Raw genomic sequence first — 17,900 nt, 5'->3', positions numbered from 1 at the left:
CGGCTCAGCGGTCGTTGCCATCGCCATCCCCGCCGTCCTGCCACGCAGAATCGAGCCCCAGCGCCGCCACGGCCCGCTGCCAGCGCTTGTCCAGGCTGCCATCCACCACCGTGCCGGCCGACTCCACCAGACAGCCGCCAGCCGGCACCGCGGCGTCCGCCATCCACTGCACGGCGGCGCCATCCCATTCTTCGCGCAACGGCGCTGCCAGCGCTTCCATGTCCGCAGGGTTCAGGCGCACCAACGCCGGGCGCCCCTCGGATACCAGCATGCCCACGGCCTCGCGCACCACCGGCTGCACCGCGTTCGGGTTGACCGACAACTCATGCCGCAGCACCTGGCGGGCAATGTCACTGGCCAGGTGCAGCATGCCCTGCGCCATGTGCTGCTGCATGTCGGCCAGCGAGGCCTGCAACGACTGGACCACGGCGTTGAGCCGCTGGGCCGCTTCCTGGCCCTGGTTCGCCACGTAGTCGTCCATGCGGCGCTGCCATTCCAGCGCGGCCTGCGCCTCGCCCTGGGCCACGCCCCTCGCATAAGCCTCATCGCAGGCCGCCTGCATCAGGGCCTGCTGCTGCGCCTCGTCAAGTGCAGGCGGCAACTCTGGCACAGCCTCGGCGTCGGGCGTGGGCTCTACCAGGCCAGAGCCATCCACCGCACCAAATTTCCAGTGGGTGAAATCCCCCACCTCTTCGCTGGGGATGAAGCGTGAATACACCCGCTGGTTAGACGAAGGCATCATCACCGCCACCACCGCCAATCACGATCTGGCCCTCGTCAGAGAGGCGGCGCACCGTCTTGAGGATTTCCTTTTGCTGGGCTTCCACTTCCGACAGGCGCATCGGGCCACGCGACTCCAGATCTTCGCGCAAGGCCTCTGCCGCACGGGTGGACATGTTGGAGAGGAATTTCTCGCGCAATTCGGGCACCGCGCCCTTGAGGGCCACGATCAGCGTCTCCGACGCCACTTCGCGCAGCACCGACTGGATGGCCTTGTCATCGAGCTTGAGCACATCCTCGAAGATGAACATCTTGTCCATGATCTTCTGGGCCAGATCGGGGTCGTATCCGCGGATGGATTCGAGCACCACGCTGTCCATGTTGCCGCCCAGCATGTTGATGATCTCGGCCGCCGCCTTGACACCGCCCAACGAGCTTTTGCGAATCTTGTCGCCCCCCGCCAGCACCTTGAACAGCACCTCGTTCAGGTCTTTCAGCGCGGTCGGCTGGATACCTTCGAGCGTGGCCACGCGCAGCAGCACTTCGCTGCGCTGGCGTTCGGTGAAATTCATCAGCACGGCAGCGGCCTGGTCTGCATCAAGGTGCACCAAAATGGCCGCCACGATCTGGGGATGCTCATTGCGCAGCAACTCGGCCACCGACAGCGGGTCCATCCACTTCAGGCTTTCAATGCCCGAGACATCGCCGCCCTGCAAGATGCGGTCGATCAGCAACCCGGCCTTGTCATCGCCCAGCGCCCGCTTGAGCACCGCGCGCACGTAGTTGCTGGTGTCGGACACCAGCAGGCTTTGCGCCGCTGCGGCGTTGGAAAACCGGTTGATCACCATGTCCACCTTGTCGCGCGACACCGAACGCATGCGCGCAATGGTCTCGCCCAGCTTTTGCACCTCTTTGGGCGAGAAGTGCTTGAACACTTCGGCCGCCTCCTCCTCGCCGAGGGACATCAGCATGATGGCGGCGTCGTTGAGGCCCTGCTCATCCATAGATAAGTTGTCCGTTCAGATCCGGGCTCAGACGGGATCGCCGTTCACCCAGGTTTTCAAAATATTGGCCACGGCCATGGGGTTCTCCTTGGCCAGTCGGCGCGCCTCTTCCAGCTGCATCTGCTCGGGCGACACCGGCAGCAGCTCGTTTTGCCTGGTGGGCGCCGGAAGGGCGGGCCGCTCGGGCTGCTCGGCCTCCAGGGCGTCCAGCGTGCCACCGGCTACCGCAATGGCCCGGGGCCGCGCCGCGCCCTTGAGGGCCGGCCGCACCAGCCCCAGCAAAACCAGGGCCGCAAACAGCACCGCACCCACGGGCCAGGCAAAGCTCTTGGCCAGGTCCAGCATTTCGGGCTGCTTCCACAGCGGCACATCGTTGACCGGCGGCGCATCCACCTGGAACGGCGTGTTCATCAGGTTGACAGAATCCCCGCGCTCCTTGTTGAACCCGATGGTTTCGCGCACCAGCGCCGTCATCTGCTCCAGCTGCGCGGGCGTCAGCGCCTTGGCCACCGTCTTGCCCTTGTCTTCGGCCGACTGGTAGTTCACCACCACCGCCGCGCTCAGGCGTTTGACGGCGCCGCTGCCGCCGCGCGTCACGCGGACGGTTTTGTCCACTTCGTAATTGATGACCGACTCGCGCCGCCCCCCTGCACCCAACGCCCCCTGTGGCTGGCCGTTGGCCGCCGCCAGCGGCGGATTGGCGCCGTTGATGGGCGCAGCAGACGGTGCGGGCGGCTGGTTCGAGGCCGCGCCGGGCACGCCGGTGGGCAGCGCAGCGCCCTGGGGGCCATTGCTTTCCACCACCTGCTGGCTGCGGATGGCGCTGGCATCGGTAGCCAGATTGGGGCGGTGCTGCTCAGAGGTGGACTCGGTCTGGGTGAAATCGACCTCGGCAGACACCTGCGCCTTCACGTTGTTGCGCCCCACCACGGGCTCCAGAATCTCCATGATGCGGCGCGTGTATTGCTGCTCCAGCTGCTGCACATACAGCAGCTGCTGCGCATCCACGCCGGTGCCCGATGCGGCGTCGGGCGACTGCGACAGCAGCTTGCCCGTATCGTCCAGCACGCTCACGGCCGATGGCGCCAGCTCGGGCACGCTCGACGCCACCAGATGCACGATGCCCGCCAGTTGCGCCCGGTCCAGAATGCGGCCCGGGTGCAGACTCACCAGCACCGAGGCCGAGGGCTTTTGCTGCTCGCGGAAAAACCCGTTCTGGTTGGGCAGCGCCAGGTGCACACGGGCCCCCTGCACCGACGACAGTGCCTGGATCGAGCGGGTGAGCTCACCCTCCAGCCCGCGCTGAAAATTCAGACGCTCCTGGAACTGCGTCATGCCGAACTTGCTCGACTCCATCAGCTCGAAACCCGCCACCGACCCCTTGGGCAGCCCCTGCGTGGCCAGGCGCAGGCGCACGTCGTGCACGCGGTCGGCCGGAATCAAAATGGCGCCGCCGCCATCGGCGTGCTTGTAAGGCACGTTCATCTGCGACAGCTGGGCCACGATGGCGCCCCCGTCCTTGTCATTCAGGTTGGCAAACAGCACCCGGTAGTCGGGCTGGCGGCCCACCACAATGGCCGCAATGGCCACCGCCACCAGCAGCGCCACCCCCACACCCAGCCGCATGCGCTGCGCCCGGTCGAGCGCCGACAGGCGCTGCAGCCAGCCAGAGCTTGCGGGGGGAGTGACGGGGATTTCAGCAACTGCAGACATTTCGCTTTCCAGTAGGGCGGGCCGATCAGACGGTCCTGGCGTTGGTTCGATTATTCGGGCCCATCACCCGGATGTTCGCTGGATAAGCCGCGCATTTGACCATCATTTCCCCCGGATAGCCGGCGCCCCAGGCCCTAGTATTGCGACATCCCCCCTTCCCGCACCACACCGCCATGGACCTCCGCATACCAAGCTCTGCCGCCCCCCTGTCGGGTGCCGGCCTGGCGCGCCGTGCTGCAGCGCCGCAAAACGAAGGCAACGACGTCGGGTTTTCGGGGGCGCTCAAAGGCGCGCTGCAATCGGTCAGCGCCGCCCAGAACCACGCCACCGGCCTGCAGCAGGAAGTGCAGATGGAAAACCCGTCTGTCAGCCTGGAGCAGACCATGGTGGCCATCCAGAAAGCGCAAATCGGCTTTCAGGCCACGCTGCATGTGCGCAACCGCATGGTGCAGGCCTACACCGACATCATGAACATGCAGGTCTGAGGCGGGCCCCGGCAAGGGCAGCCTGCCAGGAATGCCTCACGTTCCGAGAATCACGCACCCCCGGCGCCCCCGCTCACTCCGTTTTTAATAGCATATGGCGCTTTCCACATAAGCGCTTGCGTCGAATTTCGCCAATAAAAAAGCCACCCTGTCACAGAGTGGCTTTTTTTTCGTTGCACTAACTTCGCAGCAGCAGCATCTGCCCGGATTTACTACTGTTTTGATAGCTTTGAGCGCTTATGGAACAAGCGCTACACACATATTTTCGCCCCAATATCGACCGCCTGGCCCCTGGCAACCCGCAGGGGGCCTCAGTGCATCATCTGCGGCTGACCTTCAAACAGGTGCTCAAACTGCACCAGCCAGGGCTCGGCCAGGCAGCGGATCTGGGCGTCGTTGCGCAGGATGCGCTGCATGATGCGCATCTTCTCCCTGCGCTGCTCGGGCGGCAGATCCTGCGCTTGTGCCTCGTAGCGCAGCTGCTCGATCAGCACGGCGCAAGCGCTCTCGTAGCGCACCACGCCGTCCCAGTCCTTGGCGCGGGCGGCTTCCAGCATCTTGAGGCTGCTGTCTTCGATGGCCTTGTAGTAGTCAATCAGCACATCAGACTCCCTGGGCATACGCCGCAGCGCCGGCAGACGCCATACGGCGCGGCGCCATGCCCGAAGTGACGGCGGGGCGCATCGCCACGGGGGCCGCCGCCGGCGCGGGCGCCATGGCGGCGGCCTGGTCGCCAATCCGCTTCCAGCTGTCAGCCACGGGAGCAATCAGGCGCACCACCTCGGCGAGTGCGTCGGCATCGTGGTGCAGATTGGCCTGAGTCAGGCGGCGCACACAATAGTCATAAAGGGCCCGCATGTTGGCGGCCACCTCGCCGCCGCGCTGCATGTCCAGCCCGCCCTTGAGGCCCTCATCCAGAATGCGCACCGCACGCCCCACCTGGTGGCCAAAAGTGGCGATGTCCTTGCGCTGCAGCGCGCCACTGGCGTGGTTGATGGCTTGCAGCAGGCCATCGAACAGCATCACGATCAGCTGATGCGGGCTGGCGTCCTGCACCACGGTTTCCACACTGGAGGTTTGGTACGCAGTGGCGGCACGGGAGAAGGCGGGAGTAAACACGGTGGCATCCATAGCGGGTTGTTCTTGTTGTATTTATCGGCTGTGCGGCGCCAAACTCAAGGTTTTTTGCCAAAAACTTCTGCGCTTTCGGCTGAGCGCCCATCGCGCCATCATTGGGTGGGCTTGTTCCACTGCTCGACCTGCTGAGTGATGTAGCTGTTGAGTGAATTCATCTTGTTCATCGTCGCGTCCAGCGCCGAATACTGCTTGCGGATGCGCGCTTCCCAGTTGTCCACCCGGGCCGTCACACGCTCCTGCTCCTTGGTCAGGGTCGTCTTCTGGTTATTCAGCGCCTCCGACTTGGAAGCAAACGTGCCCCCCGTACCCAGCACCGCATCGGTCATGCGCTTGAACTTCAACGCCACCCCCTCGGTGGCCGCGTCATCGGTGCTGGCGGTGAACAGCGAGCGCACGGCGCCCACATCGGCCAGCGCCGCCTTGAGCTTGCTGCTGTCGATTTCAAGATTGGTTGACGTGACCTTGCCGCCCACGCTCTTGGGCACGCCAATGCCAATGTCCGACAAGCGCCCGAACACGCCGCCGGCACCCGCCGCATCGCCCACCATGCGGCGCATCTGGTTTTGCAGCGCCAGCACCGTCGAGTCGCCCTGCAGCAGCGAGCCGCCCTCGCCGGCCTTGGCCGTGCTGTCGTAGCCGGTCAGGTTGGTGATCATCTGGTTGGCTGCGTTGAAGGCCGACACAAAGGCCTCCACCGCCTTCTGCATCGAGGCTGTATCGTCGGTCACATTGACCTGCACCGGCGCACCGGCCGTGGTTTTCTGGCTCAGCGTCAGGCTCATGCCCTCCACCGCCGTGGTCAGGGTGTTGCTGGCCGACTGCACGGCAATGCCGTTGATGGCGGCCTTGGCATCGGTGGCGTATTGCATGCTGGCGGCGCCCTGGTCGAGCACCAGCGTGCTCAGGGCCACTTCGTTGGCCTGCAGCGGCGGCTCTGCGGCGTCGGCCGTGGTCATCTGAAAGCCCATGGCCTCGCCGGTGCTGGCGGACTTGAGCAGCAACTGCGGGCCGCCGGTGCCCGCCACCACGGTGGCCGTCACGCCGGCCTTGGCCTGGTTGATCTGCGCGGCCACGCCCGACAGGCTGGAGCCGGCGTCGATCTTGATGTCCACCGCCGCCGCGCTGCCCGCCACGAATTTTTTGCCAAAAGGCTCGGCCGCGTCGTCGCCCCAGGAGCCCAGCTGCAGGGTGAGCGTGCCGCCCCCCAGGCTTTTGTCAGCGGCCACCGCCGTGGAAGCCGACACCTGCGACTGCGCCAGCTGGCTCACCTCGACCGAAAACGAGGTGACGGCCGCGCCGCTGGAGGCCGATGCCGACACCGCCGCACTGTTGGACGAAGTGACCGTGCGCGCCGTCCAGGTGGACGACTGCGACAGCTTGGATGCCGCGTCGGACAAGGTGGAAAACAGCGACTGCACCTGGCCGTAGGCCGAAATTTTGGTGTCAACCAGCGACTCCTTGCTTTTGAGCAGGGTCAGTGGCCGCTCTTCGATGCTGCGCAGCTGCGTGACGATGTTGTTCACGTCCAGGCCACTGCCCAGTCCGATTGAAGTGATTGCCATGGTGTGAACTCCTTGTGTGCACTCAACCTACAACGCGCATCATCGCAGGGCGGCTGGATCTGTAAAGCCTGAAAAGCGGCGTGCGGACAGGCCGCTACGCCGCTTTGTCATGGAGCCCCGGGCCAGACCTTGCGGCCCGGCCCCCTGCCTGCCGTGCTTAACGCAGCAGCGACAGGATGTTCTGGGGCAGCTGGTTGGCCTGCGCCAGCATCGCCACACCGGCCTGCTGCAGCACCTGGCCCTTGGACAGGTTGGCCGTTTCAGCGGCAAAGTCAGCGTCCTGAATGCGGCTGCGGGCGTCGGTCAGGTTGGCCGACGACGAAGCCAGGCTGCTGAGCACCGAGTCAAAGCGGTTCTGCACCGCACCCTGGTCGGCGCGGGCCGAGTCCACCGTGGCCAGGGCATTGTCGATGGCCGTGAGGGCGGCGCTGGCGCCTTCCTGCGTGGACAGGTCGATGGTGTCCAGCGACTGGCCGCTGCGGCCAGCACCGTAGGTGCCTGCGCCCATGCCCAGGCTGTTCTTCAGCACCGCTGTCGCGTTGGTGCCCTTGTCGATGGTGAACTCGCTGGCAGAGGTCAGGGTGATGCTGCTGGTGAAAGTTCTGGCGTTGTCATCAGCTGCACCAACGAAAGCTCCATTAAGACCCGTGGAAGCTGCGGTCAATAAGCCCGCAGTGCCTGCGCCTGCATCCACCGTGATATTTCGCCCATCGGCCGCCACCAGTTGCACACCCTTGGTGTCGTCATTGGTGTCGATAGCCACCACACCGGTTTGCGCGGAAATCTTGTTGATTTCAGCCACCACGGCGGCGCGGTTCTCGGCTTGGGTGGACGTTGCCGTGGTAGTGATGGTGCCCGTGGTCACGCCATTGATGACCAGCTTGCCTGCTGTCGCCCCAACGGTCATGGCGGCAGTACCCCCCGCCACTTCGGTCGCATTGGCCGTCGCCGTTACACCCGTCTTGCCGCTGATGGCGTTGATGGCGGCAGCGCGCGAGATGGCGCTGCTGTCCTTGGCATTGAACGAGGCCGTGTCGGTGCTGGTCAGCGAAGCGCCCACCAACTGGCCGTTGATGGAGAAGTCACCCGCTGCAATCTTGGTGGTGGTGCCAGTAGCCAGCGCTGCGGTGGCAGCCACGCCCGAGGCGGAAGCCACCTGGGCGTCGTAGCTGCCCGCACGCAGGCCCGAATTCTTCAGGTCACCCGCGTTGCTGCCGGCAATGGTGATGGCCTTGTCGGACACCAGGGTGAAGGAGCCGCGGTTGGTGCTGGTCGCGGCCAGACCCGTGCCCGCAGCTGTGACAGTCGTAAAAGTTCCAATATCCACATTGCGGCCATCGGCTGCGGTCAGCTTCACGCCACCGCTGTCCAGGCCGGTGTCTTCGGCGGTCACGCCGGTTTCCTTGGACTTGGCATTGATGGCAGCCACCACCGACTGGCGCGAAGCTGACAAATCGCTCGTAGTGGCGATATTGATGGTCACGCCATTAATCACGACGCTGCCCGTTTGGGCATTAGCCGCCATAGCGGTGCCACCCACTTCGGTGGCATTGACCTGGGCCGTCACGCCGGTCTGGGCCGACTTGGCGTTGATGGCGGCTGCCTTGGCGATGGCGCTGGTTTCCTTGCTGGTGGACGATGCCGTGTCGGCCGCGCCCAGCGAGGCGCCAATACCCACGCCGTTGATGAACAGGTCACCGTCTTTCAGCGCATTCGCGCTGGCGTTTTGCGCCGTGCTGACCGCTGCCGTGGCGGCGCTGCCCAGGGTTTTGGTATCCAGGCGGCCAATGGACACACCAATGGTTTCACCCGAGTTGGCGCCCACTTGGAACTGGGTCTTGAACGAGCCATCGAGCAGCTTGGAGCCGTTGAAGTTGGCGGTGCTGGAGACGCGGTTGATTTCTTCGAGCAGCTGCTTGGATTCGGCCGCGATGGCCTTGCGGTCCACACCGGTGTTGGTGCCGTTGGCCGACTGCACGGCCAGTTCGCGCAGGCGCTGCAGGCTGTTGTTGACTTCGCCAATCGCGCCTTCCGCCGTCTTGGACAGCGAGATGCCGTCGTTGGCATTGCGGCTGGCCTGGTTCAGGCCCTTGATCTGGGCGGTGAAGCGGTTGACGATGGACGAACCGGCGGCGTCGTCCTTGGCGCTGTTGATGCGCAGGCCGGAAGACAGGCGCTCCATGGCCGTGGATTGCGCGGCCTGCGACTTGTTCAACTGGTTTTGCGTGTTGAGCGATGTGAGGTTGGTGTTGATGAACTGTGCCATGGTGATAGCTCCTTGTGTAACGAAAGTCCGAACGCGCGGTATTGCTGTCGGTATCCAGTGCCAGCCCACGCTGGCCGCCCAACCCGTTGGCGCCTCACTTTTGCTTGCGGGGTTTGCTTTCGGGGGCAGGGGTTTTGTTCCCTGTTGCTTGGGTTATCGGCCCCATGCGCAACAAACTTTAGGGCCGGCGTAACTTTTTGTGTGTTGTGCGCGCTTTTGGCTTGGTCAAGCCGCAAGCCCTCACCCCGCCCTCTCCCGGCGGGAGCGGGAGTCAAACCGGCGCAACCGAGGGGCGGTCACCAAAACGTTCGGGGCGCAGGGCGACGGGTGACGCGGATTTGCATCGGGCAGTGCAAGCGCTGGCAGTGGCCAACATGCTCCAGCAGCGCAATCTGGCGGCCCAAGCGGGCCTTGTTCGCGCTTATGGGCGCCAAGGACTCTGCCAGAATCCATTCCCATGCTCGTCATCATTGGTTACATCGTCAGCCTGGTCTGCGTCTTTGGCGTGTTCATTTTGCATGGCGGAAACATTGGCGTGGTGCTGAAGGCGCTGCCTTTTGAAATGGCCACCATCGGCGGTGCGGCCGTGGGGGCTTTTGTGGTCAACAACCAGCCCAAGGTGATCAAGGCCACCATGAAGGCCATTCCTGTGGCGCTCAAGGGCTCCAAATACACCAAGGCGCGCTACATGGAGCTGATGGCGATGCTCTATGACATCCTGCAAAAAGCCCGCAAAGAGGGGCTGATGGCGATTGAAAAGGATGTGGAGGCGCCTGCAGAGTCCGAAATATTCAACAAATACCCCACGGTAGGCAGCGACCACCATGTGATCGAGTTCATGACCGATTACCTGCGCATGATGGTGTCGGGCAACCTCAATTCGCACGAAATCGAGGCGCTGATGGAGAGCGAGATCGACACCCACCACCAGGAGGCCTATGCGCCGGTGGCGGCGCTCAACCGTGTGGCCGGTGCCTTGCCGGCCTTCGGCATTGTGGCCGCCGTGCTGGGGGTGGTGAACACCATGGGCTCGGTGGGCCAGCCGCCGTCGGTGCTGGGCGGCATGGTCGGGTCGGCGCTGGTGGGTACCTTTCTGGGGATTTTGCTGGCCTATGCCTTTGTGGAGCCGCTGGCAGGGCTGGTGGAGCAAAAGGCCGAAGATGCGGCCAAGGAGCTGCAATGCATCAAAAACACGCTGCTGGCGAGCATGCAGGGCTACAACCCGGCCACAGCCATCGAGTTTGGCCGCAAGGTGCTTTTCTCGACCGACCGCCCCAGCTTTTCTGAGCTGGAGGGGCATGTGAAGGGCAAGAAGTAAGCGCGCGCCGCGTCGGAGCACAACACCATGGCAGAAAAAAAACTCCAGCCCATCATCATCAAGCGCGTCAAGAAGAGCAACCATGCCACCCATGGAGGGGCGTGGAAGATTGCCTACGCCGACTTCATGACGGCCATGATGGCCTTCTTTTTGCTGATGTGGCTGCTGGGCTCGACCGCCCAGGGCGAACTGCAGGGCATTGCCGCTTATTTCAACTCGCCCCTGAAGGTGGCCATGGCGGGGGGTGACGGCGCGGGCAACAGCTCCAGTGTGATTGCGGGCGGGGGCACCGATCTGACCAAGGTGCATGGGCAGGTGCGGCGCTCCGAATCCGAACAGGACAAGAATCGCCGCATGAGCATCGACACGGCGCGCGCCGAGCGGGCCAGGCAGGACGCAGCCCGCATCAAGGCCCTGCAGTCCAAGATCGACGCCATGATCACGGAGAACCCGCGGCTCAATGAATACAAGTCGCAAATCCGCATCGATGTCACGCCGGACGGCCTGCAGATCCAGATCGTGGACAACCAGAACCGCCCCATGTTTGACAGTGGCAGCGCCATGGTCAAACCCTATATGCGCGACATTCTTCGCGAAATTGGCGCGGCGCTGGGGGGCGTGGAAAACCGCATCAGCCTGGCCGGCCATACCGACGCCTTGCCCTACAGCAACAGCGACCGGGGCTACAGCAACTGGGAGCTGTCGGCCGACCGCGCCAATGCCGCGCGCCGCGAACTGGTTGCGGCGGGCATGCCAGACGCTAGATTGGGGCGGGTCGTAGGGATGGCCGCCAGCGATTTGCTGGAGCCCGACAACCCGCTCGCCCCTGCCAATCGGCGCATCACCATCACCATTTTGACGCATGAGGCCGAAGAAAGACTCATGGGCAAAGGCATTCCGACCGTCACTTCCACCCAGTTGATGAAAGAAAAGCAGGAAAATGCCGATCCCGCCAGGTAACCATTGCGGCATGCGTTATGACATACGTTACGGCATGCGTTACGACTTGTCACACAACCTGCGCTCCATGACAATATCCCCAGCCAATTTCGACCGAAAGGGTCCCAAGTGACCACCGCCCTTCGCTTTTTGATCGTTGACGATTTTTCCACCATGCGACGCATTATTCGCAATCTGCTCAAGGAAAGCGGATTTGCCGAGGCCGATGAGGCCGAGGACGGCGTGGCCGCGCTCAACAAGCTGCGCAACAGCAAATTCGACTTCGTGATAACCGACATCAACATGCCGAACATCAACGGCTTTCAGTTGCTTGCGGAAATCAAGAAGGACGACAAGCTCAAGCACCTGCCTGTGCTGATGGTGACGGCAGAGGCGCGCAAGGAAGACATTGTGGCCGCTGCCCAAGGGGGTGCTGCGGGCTACATCGTCAAGCCGTTTACCAAGGCGACCCTCGAGGAGAAGGTTACCCTGATTATCAAGAAGATGGGGTTATGACGCCATGGTGCCAACCGAGAATTCGCCGGCGGATTCCGCCGATGTTCACCACAAGATCGGGCAACTGACGCGCCAGCTGCACGATGCGCTGAACGAACTGGGCTATGCCGAAAAGCTGCGCGGCTCCATGGACGAATTGCCCGATGCGCAAAGCCGGCTGTCGTATATCGCCCGGCTCACCGGGGAAGCGGCCGAGAAAGTGCTCTATCGCGTGGAGCAGGCCAAGGCGCAGCACGATTTCATTGCGCAAGAAACCCGCAGGGTGGTCGCGTCGCTGGTGAAAGACCCGGTGGCGGCTGTAGCCAAGGGCGAGATCATGAACTTTCTCACCGACGTGGAGCGCGTGACCGCCGAGGCCGACGCGCACCTGACCGAGATCATGATGGCGCAGGACTTCCACGACCTCACGGGCCAGGTGATTACTCGCGTGGTGAATCTGACGGCAACAATTGAACAGCAATTGGTGCAACTGCTCATCCAGACCGCACCGCCCAACATGCAGACAGCTGCGGTCGAGGCGCCGCGCGCGCATCTGGCGGGGCCGGTGGTGGACCCCGAGCATACGCCCGACGTGGTTGCCAACCAGTCGCAGGTGGATGACCTGCTGGCAAGCCTGGGTTTCTGACCTGCGCCACCCGATAAGCAGGCCCAGCGGGCCTCTTATCGGGCTTTAGATTTCCAGGTCGCTCACGACAATGGCATGGCACCCACCGTCATGCCACCATGGAATCCAGCCAAGAAAAAAGCCTCCCCGCGACCGAGCGAAAGCTCCAGAAAACGCGTGAAGACGGCCAGGGCGCCCGCTCGCGCGATCTCTCGCACCTGGCCATCCTGGGCGCCGGGGCCGGCTGCCTGATGGTGCTGACCCCTGAATTAATGGAGCACATGCAGCGCGCCATGGAGCAGCAGCTGAGCTTCGATGCAGCCACCGTGATGGCCACGGGCAGCATGCTCACCCGCCTGAATGACATGGTGCTGGTGGGCCTGGTGGCCAGCACGGTGTTTGCCGTGCTGACGGGTGGCGCGGCCCTGCTCAGCGCCATAGGTGCGGGCGGCTGGATTTTCAGCGCCAAGCCCATCGCGCCGCAGTTCAGCCGGCTCAACCCGATCTCCGGGGCCGCCAACCTTTTTTCCAAGCAGCAGATAGCCAACGTGGCCAAGATGGTGCTGATGACCGCGATCCTGTCATTCGTGGCGTGGAATTTCATGCGCAACAGCATCCACAGCGTGGCCATGCTGGTGCTGCAACCCTCGCCGCTCGCACTTCGCCATGTTGCACAGTGGATGATTTCCGGCACCAGCCTGCTGCTGCTGGTGGTGTTTTTGGCGGCCGTGATCGATGTGCCGCTGCAGGCGTATTTCTTCAAGTCGCGGCTGAAGATGTCGCACGAAGAAGTCAAGCAGGAACATAAAGAGTCGGACGGCAACCCCCACACCAAGGGCCGCATCCGCCAGCGCCAGCGCGAAATGGCCGACCGCGCCAGCGTGGGCGCCGTGCCCAAGGCCGATTTCGTGGTGATGAACCCCACACACTATGCCGTCGCCCTGAAATACGACGAACAGTCCATGAGCGCCCCGCAGGTGATTGCCCGCGGCACCGACCTGATTGCCTTGAAGATTCGCGATCTGGCCGGCGCCCACGGCGTGCCGGTGCTGCAGTCGCCCATGCTGGCGCGCGCGCTGTATGCCCATGCCGAACTCGACCAGGCCATTCCCGCCACGCTGTACACGGCGGTGGCCCAGGTGCTGGCCTATGTGTACCGCCTCAAGGCCGCCCTGCGTGGCGAGGGCAAGATGCCCGACGCGATGGTGCAGCCCCATGTTCCCCCTGAGCTCGACCCGCTGAACCGGGTGGCACCGCAAGGCCCTGCCGTATGAACACCTCCGTAAAGTCTCTTCGGCAATGGGCGGGCAGCAACGCCGGCGCGCTGCAGGGCCTGTCGGCCCCTTTGCTGGTGGTTGCCATCCTGGCGCTGATGGTGTTGCCCATCCCGCCGTGGCTGCTCGATGCGTTCTTCACGCTCAATATCGCGGTGGCGCTGATGGTGATGATGGTGGCGGCATACATGCTGCGCCCGCTGGATTTCGCGGCCTTTCCCTCGGTGCTGCTGCTGACCACGCTGATGCGCCTGTCGCTGAACGTGGCCTCGACCCGCGTGGTGCTGCTGGAAGGCCACACCGGCCCCGGCGCGGCGGGTGCCGTGATCGAGGCGTTTGGCCACTTCCTGATTGGCGGCAACTTTGCCGTGGGCCTGATCGTGTTCGCCATTTTGGTGGTGATCAACTTCGTGGTGGTGACCAAGGGCGCCGAGCGCATTGCCGAGGTGTCGGCCCGCTTCACGCTGGATGCCATGCCCGGCAAGCAGATGGCGGTGGATGCCGACCTGAACGCCGGCCTGATCGACGAAAAGGAAGCCAAGCGTCGCCGCGCCGAAGTGGCCGAGGAAGCCAACTTTTTCGGCTCGATGGACGGCGCCTCCAAGTTTGTGCGCGGCGATGCCGTGGCCGGCATCCTGATTTTGCTGATCAATATCGTGGGCGGTTTTGCCATTGGCGTGCTGCAGCACGACCTGTCGGCCAAGCAGGCCGCCGACAGCTACATTTTGCTGGCCATTGGTGATGCACTGGTGGCCCAGATTCCTGGCCTGCTGATTTCGGTGGCGGCCGCCATGGTGATCTCGCGCGTGGGCAAAGACCATGACATGGGCCGCCAGATCGTGGAGCAACTGTTCCTGTCGCCGCGCGTGCTGGGCGTGACCGCCGGCATCCTGCTGCTGCTGGGGCTGATTCCCGGCATGCCGCACATCGTGTTCCTGACCATGGGCGGGCTGCTGGCCTATGGCGCGTGGGTGCTGCACGAGCGCCAGAAGGTGCCACCAGCCGTCGAGACCCCGCCCGCCCCCGTGAGCGACGGCGAAGCCACCTGGGACGACCTGCAGCCGGTGGACCTGCTGGGGCTGGAGCTGGGCTACCGGCTGATCACGCTGGTGGACAAAAGCCGCCAGGGCGACCTGCTGACCCGCATCAAGGGCGTGCGCCGCAAGTTTGCGCAAGAGGTGGGCTTTCTGCCGCCCGCCGTGCATGTGCGCGACAACCTGGAGCTCAAGCCCAGCGGTTACCGCATCACGCTGCGTGGCGTGGTGGTGGGCGAAGGCGAGGCGTTCCCCGGCATGTTTTTGGCCATCAACCCCGGCGGCATCACCACGCCGCTGATCGGCACCCCCACCACCGACCCCGCTTTCGGGCTGCCCGCGCACTGGATCGACGAACGCCAGAAGGAAGCGGCACAAATGGCGGGTTTTACCGTGGTTGATTCAGAAACCGTGATGGCCACCCATTTGTCACACTTGATGCAAGTGCAAGCCGCCAAATTGCTCAGCCGGACAGAGACCCAGCAGCTGGTGGAGCATGTGGCCAAGCTGGCCCCCAAGCTCATCGAAGAAGTGGTCCCGAAAATGGTTTCTATCGCAACGTTCCAGAAAGTCCTGCAGCTGCTGCTGGAAGAATCTGTGCACATTCGCGATATCCGCACCATCATCGAGACGCTGGCCGAGCACGCCGTCAGCATTTCGGACCCGGCAGAACTGGCGCGGCGGGTGCGCATTGCGCTGTCGCCCGCCATCGTGCAGCAAATCTACGGCCCGACGCGCGAACTCAACGTCATCGCCATCGAACCCGGGCTGGAGCGCCTGTTGGTGCAGGCCCTGGGCAATGCCGCCGGCCCTGCCCTGGACCCCGGCGTGGCAGACATCCTGACGCAAAAAGCGGCCGAAGTGGCGCTCAAGCAGGAAGAGATGGGCTTGCCCGCCTGCCTGCTGGTGCCCGACCAGATTCGCACCGCCATTTCCCGGCTGGTGCGCCGCGTAGCGCCGCGCCTGCAGGTGCTGGCGCACAGTGAAATTCCCGAGACCCACACCATCCGTATTGGGCCCATCCTCAAAGGTGCATCCGCATGAACATCCAACGCTTTCACGCTCCCACGTCACGGGAGGCCCTGGCCAAAGCGCGCATGGCGTTTGGCGAAGGCACGCTCATCCTGTCCAACCGCCCCACGGCCAATGGTGTGGAGGTGGTGGCCACCGCCGAAGACACCCTGTCGGACCTGGACAGCGGCAGCGCCGCCTCGGGCATGCAGACGCATCTGACTCCCGCCGCGCAACGCGCCGCCCGCCCGGCACCCGCCGCGCGCAACCCGGTGGAAGAAGACACGGAACAGCTGGCGATGAGCACACTTTCTTTTCAGGACTATGTGCGCGAGCGCATGCTGCGGCGCCGCCATGAGGCGCTGAATGGCCCAGCCGAAACGCCCACGCTCACGGATCGCAGCCGCGACCCCACTTCCGATCGCGAGCGCATGCCCGCCCCGCAGGCGCCGATGCAGGTGGCCCGCCACAACCCGCTGCGTGCGGCGCCCATGGAGCGCCCCGCAGAGCCCGCGCCCCGTCGCCGCCCGGAGCCCCCGATGGCCCAGGCAGCCGCACCCGCATCCTCGGCAGGCCAGCAAAGCCTGATGAACGAGCTGCAGGCCATGAAAGAGCTGATTGAAGACCGGTTCAACACGCTCTCGTGGCTGGGCCAGGCCAAACAAAACCCGATCCAGTCCAATCTGATGCTCAAACTGATCCGCGCCGGCTATTCGCCTGCCCTGTCGCGTGCCATCCTGGAGCGCATGCCCGAAGAGCTGTCGGCGGCCGAATCGGTGCGCTGGCTCATGGAGGTGCTGGAGCGCAACCTCAAGACCGACATGCACGCGCCGCCGCTGTATGAAGAAGGCGGCATCTTTGCGCTGGTGGGCTCGACCGGTGTGGGCAAGACAACCACCACGGCCAAGCTGGCCGCCCATTGCGCACGCATCCACGGACCTGCCAGTGTGGGCCTTATCACGCTGGACACCTACCGCGTGGGCGCCCATGAGCAACTGCGCACCTACGGGCGCATGCTGGGCATCGTGGCCCACCTGGCCCACGACCGCGCCGCGCTGCAAGACCTGCTCGGGCTGCTGAGCGGCAAGAAGATGGTGCTGATCGACACCACGGGCGTGGCGCCGCGCGATCCGCGCAAGCGCGACATGCTGGACGTGCTGGACCTGCCCAACGTCAATCGCCTGCTGGTGCTGAACGCCGGCTGCCACGGCGACACGCTCGACGATGTGCTCACCGCCTTCAAGACCAGCGGATCGCAGCAGGCCATCCTTTCCAAGGTGGACGAAGCCGTCAAGCTGGGCCCCGCGCTGGATGCGCTGATCCGCCACCAGATGGTGCTGCGCGGCATCACCAATGGCCAGCGCGTTCCCGAAGACTGGGATACCGCCGATGCGCACCAGCTCATCAGCACATCGATGCGCGCGCCGACAAAGTCAGCGTTCGACCCCAAGGCGACCGACCTGAACTTCTTTTTCTCACACTCGCCCGACACCATGACCGAACGGGGGCTTGTGGATGCTTGACGTCAGCTTTCACCAGGGTGCTGGCCTGCTCAGCTTCACACCGCAGTCCGAATTGCGCGTGCTGGCCGTGGCCAGCCACGGGCAAGCGGAAACCGGCATGGAGGTGCTCTGGCAACTGTGCGCCAGTCTGCAACGCCTGGGCTACCCGGTGGTGGTGCTGGATGGCACGGCCTATGAGACAGAGGCATCTCCGGGGCTTCACCACCTGCTCAGCCAGGCGCCGTGGCACGAGGGCGCAAGCCTGAACCTGGGGGACATCGCCTCGTCCCTGGCTGTCATCCCTGCCGCCCAAGGCCTGCCCGAACTGGCGCGCATCGCCCGGGCAACCGACACCGCTCCGCTGCAAGGGTTGCTGCCCTATTTCCGCGCCTACGGGCTGCTGGTTCTTCACGCCCCGGCCAGCGTACTCGGCCCGCTGCTCACGCACACGGCCACCACGCCGCTGGTCATGATGCCGCCGGGAGCAGCAGGCGTGCTGACGAGCTACCAAACCCTCAAGCAGATCGCGCTGCATGCCGGCCTGCCTTGTACCGTGGCTGCAGTATTGCAGGAAAACAGCGCACCGGAGCGCACCCAAGCAGCGGGTGCATTGCGCACCTTGCAGCAATGCGCAGACCGCCACCTGGGGGGGCGGGTGCGCACCACCACCCTGTCCGCCCACAATAGCCAGGATATGCAGCGCCTGGCCTTGCAACTACTGGAAAACGCGGGCACCATCGGTGGAACGATGTCAGCAATGCCTATCCACAACCTGACCGGCCTGCCTTCACATGGTGTTCGGAGCCACTGATCTG

At 64.3% G+C, this 17,900-nt stretch carries 16 protein-coding genes; 9 read left to right on the top strand and 7 right to left on the bottom strand.

The window, feature by feature from the left end:
• Nucleotides 1-4: 4 nt before the first annotated feature.
• From CCX87_RS03060 to fliF, 3 genes are read right to left on the bottom strand one after another with little or no spacing between them, the layout of a single operon-like run.
• On the bottom strand, nucleotides 5-742 hold the full coding sequence (locus CCX87_RS03060) for a FliH/SctL family protein (RefSeq protein WP_087748147.1): 738 nt from the start codon (nucleotides 740-742) through the stop codon (nucleotides 5-7).
• Nucleotides 726-1,724: a flagellar motor switch protein FliG gene (fliG, locus tag CCX87_RS03055; protein WP_087743639.1), complete on the bottom strand. Its 999-nt coding sequence runs from the start codon at nucleotides 1,722-1,724 to the stop codon at nucleotides 726-728. The genes CCX87_RS03060 and fliG overlap by 17 nt, the downstream gene beginning before the upstream one ends.
• A gap of 27 nt (nucleotides 1,725-1,751) precedes the next feature.
• Complete coding sequence (gene fliF / locus CCX87_RS03050; RefSeq protein WP_087743637.1) at nucleotides 1,752-3,437, bottom strand: flagellar basal-body MS-ring/collar protein FliF; 1,686 nt, start codon at nucleotides 3,435-3,437, stop codon at nucleotides 1,752-1,754.
• A 173-nt stretch (nucleotides 3,438-3,610) separates the two neighbouring features.
• On the opposite strand from fliF, the gene fliE reads away from it, so the two are divergent.
• Nucleotides 3,611-3,922: a flagellar hook-basal body complex protein FliE gene (fliE, locus tag CCX87_RS03045; protein ID WP_087743636.1), complete on the top strand. Its 312-nt coding sequence runs from the start codon at nucleotides 3,611-3,613 to the stop codon at nucleotides 3,920-3,922.
• A gap of 311 nt (nucleotides 3,923-4,233) precedes the next feature.
• Here the strand turns inward: fliE and CCX87_RS03040 are convergent, their stop codons facing one another.
• From CCX87_RS03040 to CCX87_RS21535, 4 genes are all read right to left on the bottom strand, one after another.
• The gene (locus CCX87_RS03040; RefSeq protein WP_087743634.1) at nucleotides 4,234-4,542 is read right to left on the bottom strand and encodes a flagellar protein FliT; all 309 of its coding nucleotides are present in this window, start codon (nucleotides 4,540-4,542) and stop codon (nucleotides 4,234-4,236) included.
• On the bottom strand, nucleotides 4,526-5,041 hold the full coding sequence (fliS, locus tag CCX87_RS03035; protein WP_087748146.1) for a flagellar export chaperone FliS: 516 nt from the start codon (nucleotides 5,039-5,041) through the stop codon (nucleotides 4,526-4,528). Before fliS ends, CCX87_RS03040 begins: the two co-directional genes overlap by 17 nt.
• A gap of 110 nt (nucleotides 5,042-5,151) precedes the next feature.
• Nucleotides 5,152-6,621: a flagellar filament capping protein FliD gene (gene fliD / locus CCX87_RS03030; RefSeq protein ID WP_087743632.1), complete on the bottom strand. Its 1,470-nt coding sequence runs from the start codon at nucleotides 6,619-6,621 to the stop codon at nucleotides 5,152-5,154.
• A 157-nt stretch (nucleotides 6,622-6,778) separates the two neighbouring features.
• Nucleotides 6,779-8,887 (bottom strand): flagellin N-terminal helical domain-containing protein, encoded by a 2,109-nt coding sequence (locus CCX87_RS21535; protein WP_087743629.1) that lies wholly within the window; start codon nucleotides 8,885-8,887, stop codon nucleotides 6,779-6,781.
• Nucleotides 8,888-9,344: 457 nt separating this feature from the next.
• On the opposite strand from CCX87_RS21535, the gene motA reads away from it, so the two are divergent.
• From motA to CCX87_RS02985, 8 genes are all read left to right on the top strand, one after another.
• Nucleotides 9,345-10,205 carry a flagellar motor stator protein MotA gene (gene motA / locus CCX87_RS03020; protein WP_087743627.1) on the top strand — a complete coding sequence of 287 codons (861 nt, stop codon included), beginning with the start codon at nucleotides 9,345-9,347 and terminating at the stop codon, nucleotides 10,203-10,205.
• 27 nt (nucleotides 10,206-10,232) lie between these two features.
• Nucleotides 10,233-11,165 carry a flagellar motor protein MotB gene (gene motB, locus CCX87_RS03015; protein WP_087743625.1) on the top strand — a complete coding sequence of 311 codons (933 nt, stop codon included), beginning with the start codon at nucleotides 10,233-10,235 and terminating at the stop codon, nucleotides 11,163-11,165.
• A gap of 108 nt (nucleotides 11,166-11,273) precedes the next feature.
• Nucleotides 11,274-11,660 (top strand): chemotaxis response regulator CheY, encoded by a 387-nt coding sequence (cheY, locus tag CCX87_RS03010; protein ID WP_087743623.1) that lies wholly within the window; start codon nucleotides 11,274-11,276, stop codon nucleotides 11,658-11,660.
• Between the two features lie 4 nt (nucleotides 11,661-11,664).
• Nucleotides 11,665-12,285, top strand: coding sequence for a protein phosphatase CheZ (locus CCX87_RS03005; protein ID WP_087743621.1), 621 nt, complete (start codon nucleotides 11,665-11,667; stop codon nucleotides 12,283-12,285).
• Between the two features lie 98 nt (nucleotides 12,286-12,383).
• On the top strand, nucleotides 12,384-13,538 hold the full coding sequence (locus CCX87_RS03000) for an EscU/YscU/HrcU family type III secretion system export apparatus switch protein (RefSeq protein WP_087743619.1): 1,155 nt from the start codon (nucleotides 12,384-12,386) through the stop codon (nucleotides 13,536-13,538).
• Nucleotides 13,535-15,616, top strand: coding sequence for a flagellar biosynthesis protein FlhA (gene flhA / locus CCX87_RS02995; RefSeq protein ID WP_087743617.1), 2,082 nt, complete (start codon nucleotides 13,535-13,537; stop codon nucleotides 15,614-15,616). The genes CCX87_RS03000 and flhA overlap by 4 nt, the downstream gene beginning before the upstream one ends.
• Complete coding sequence (gene flhF / locus CCX87_RS02990) at nucleotides 15,613-17,106, top strand: flagellar biosynthesis protein FlhF (RefSeq protein ID WP_087743615.1); 1,494 nt, start codon at nucleotides 15,613-15,615, stop codon at nucleotides 17,104-17,106. The genes flhA and flhF overlap by 4 nt, the downstream gene beginning before the upstream one ends.
• On the top strand, nucleotides 17,099-17,896 hold the full coding sequence (locus CCX87_RS02985; protein ID WP_087743613.1) for a MinD/ParA family ATP-binding protein: 798 nt from the start codon (nucleotides 17,099-17,101) through the stop codon (nucleotides 17,894-17,896). The genes flhF and CCX87_RS02985 overlap by 8 nt, the downstream gene beginning before the upstream one ends.
• The last annotated feature ends 4 nt before the right edge of the window (nucleotides 17,897-17,900 follow it).

It is taken from the genome of Acidovorax sp. T1 (genome assembly GCF_002176815.1).
GTDB lineage: Bacteria > Pseudomonadota > Gammaproteobacteria > Burkholderiales > Burkholderiaceae_C > Acidovorax.
This window is presented reverse-complemented; position numbering and strand designations above follow the sequence as displayed.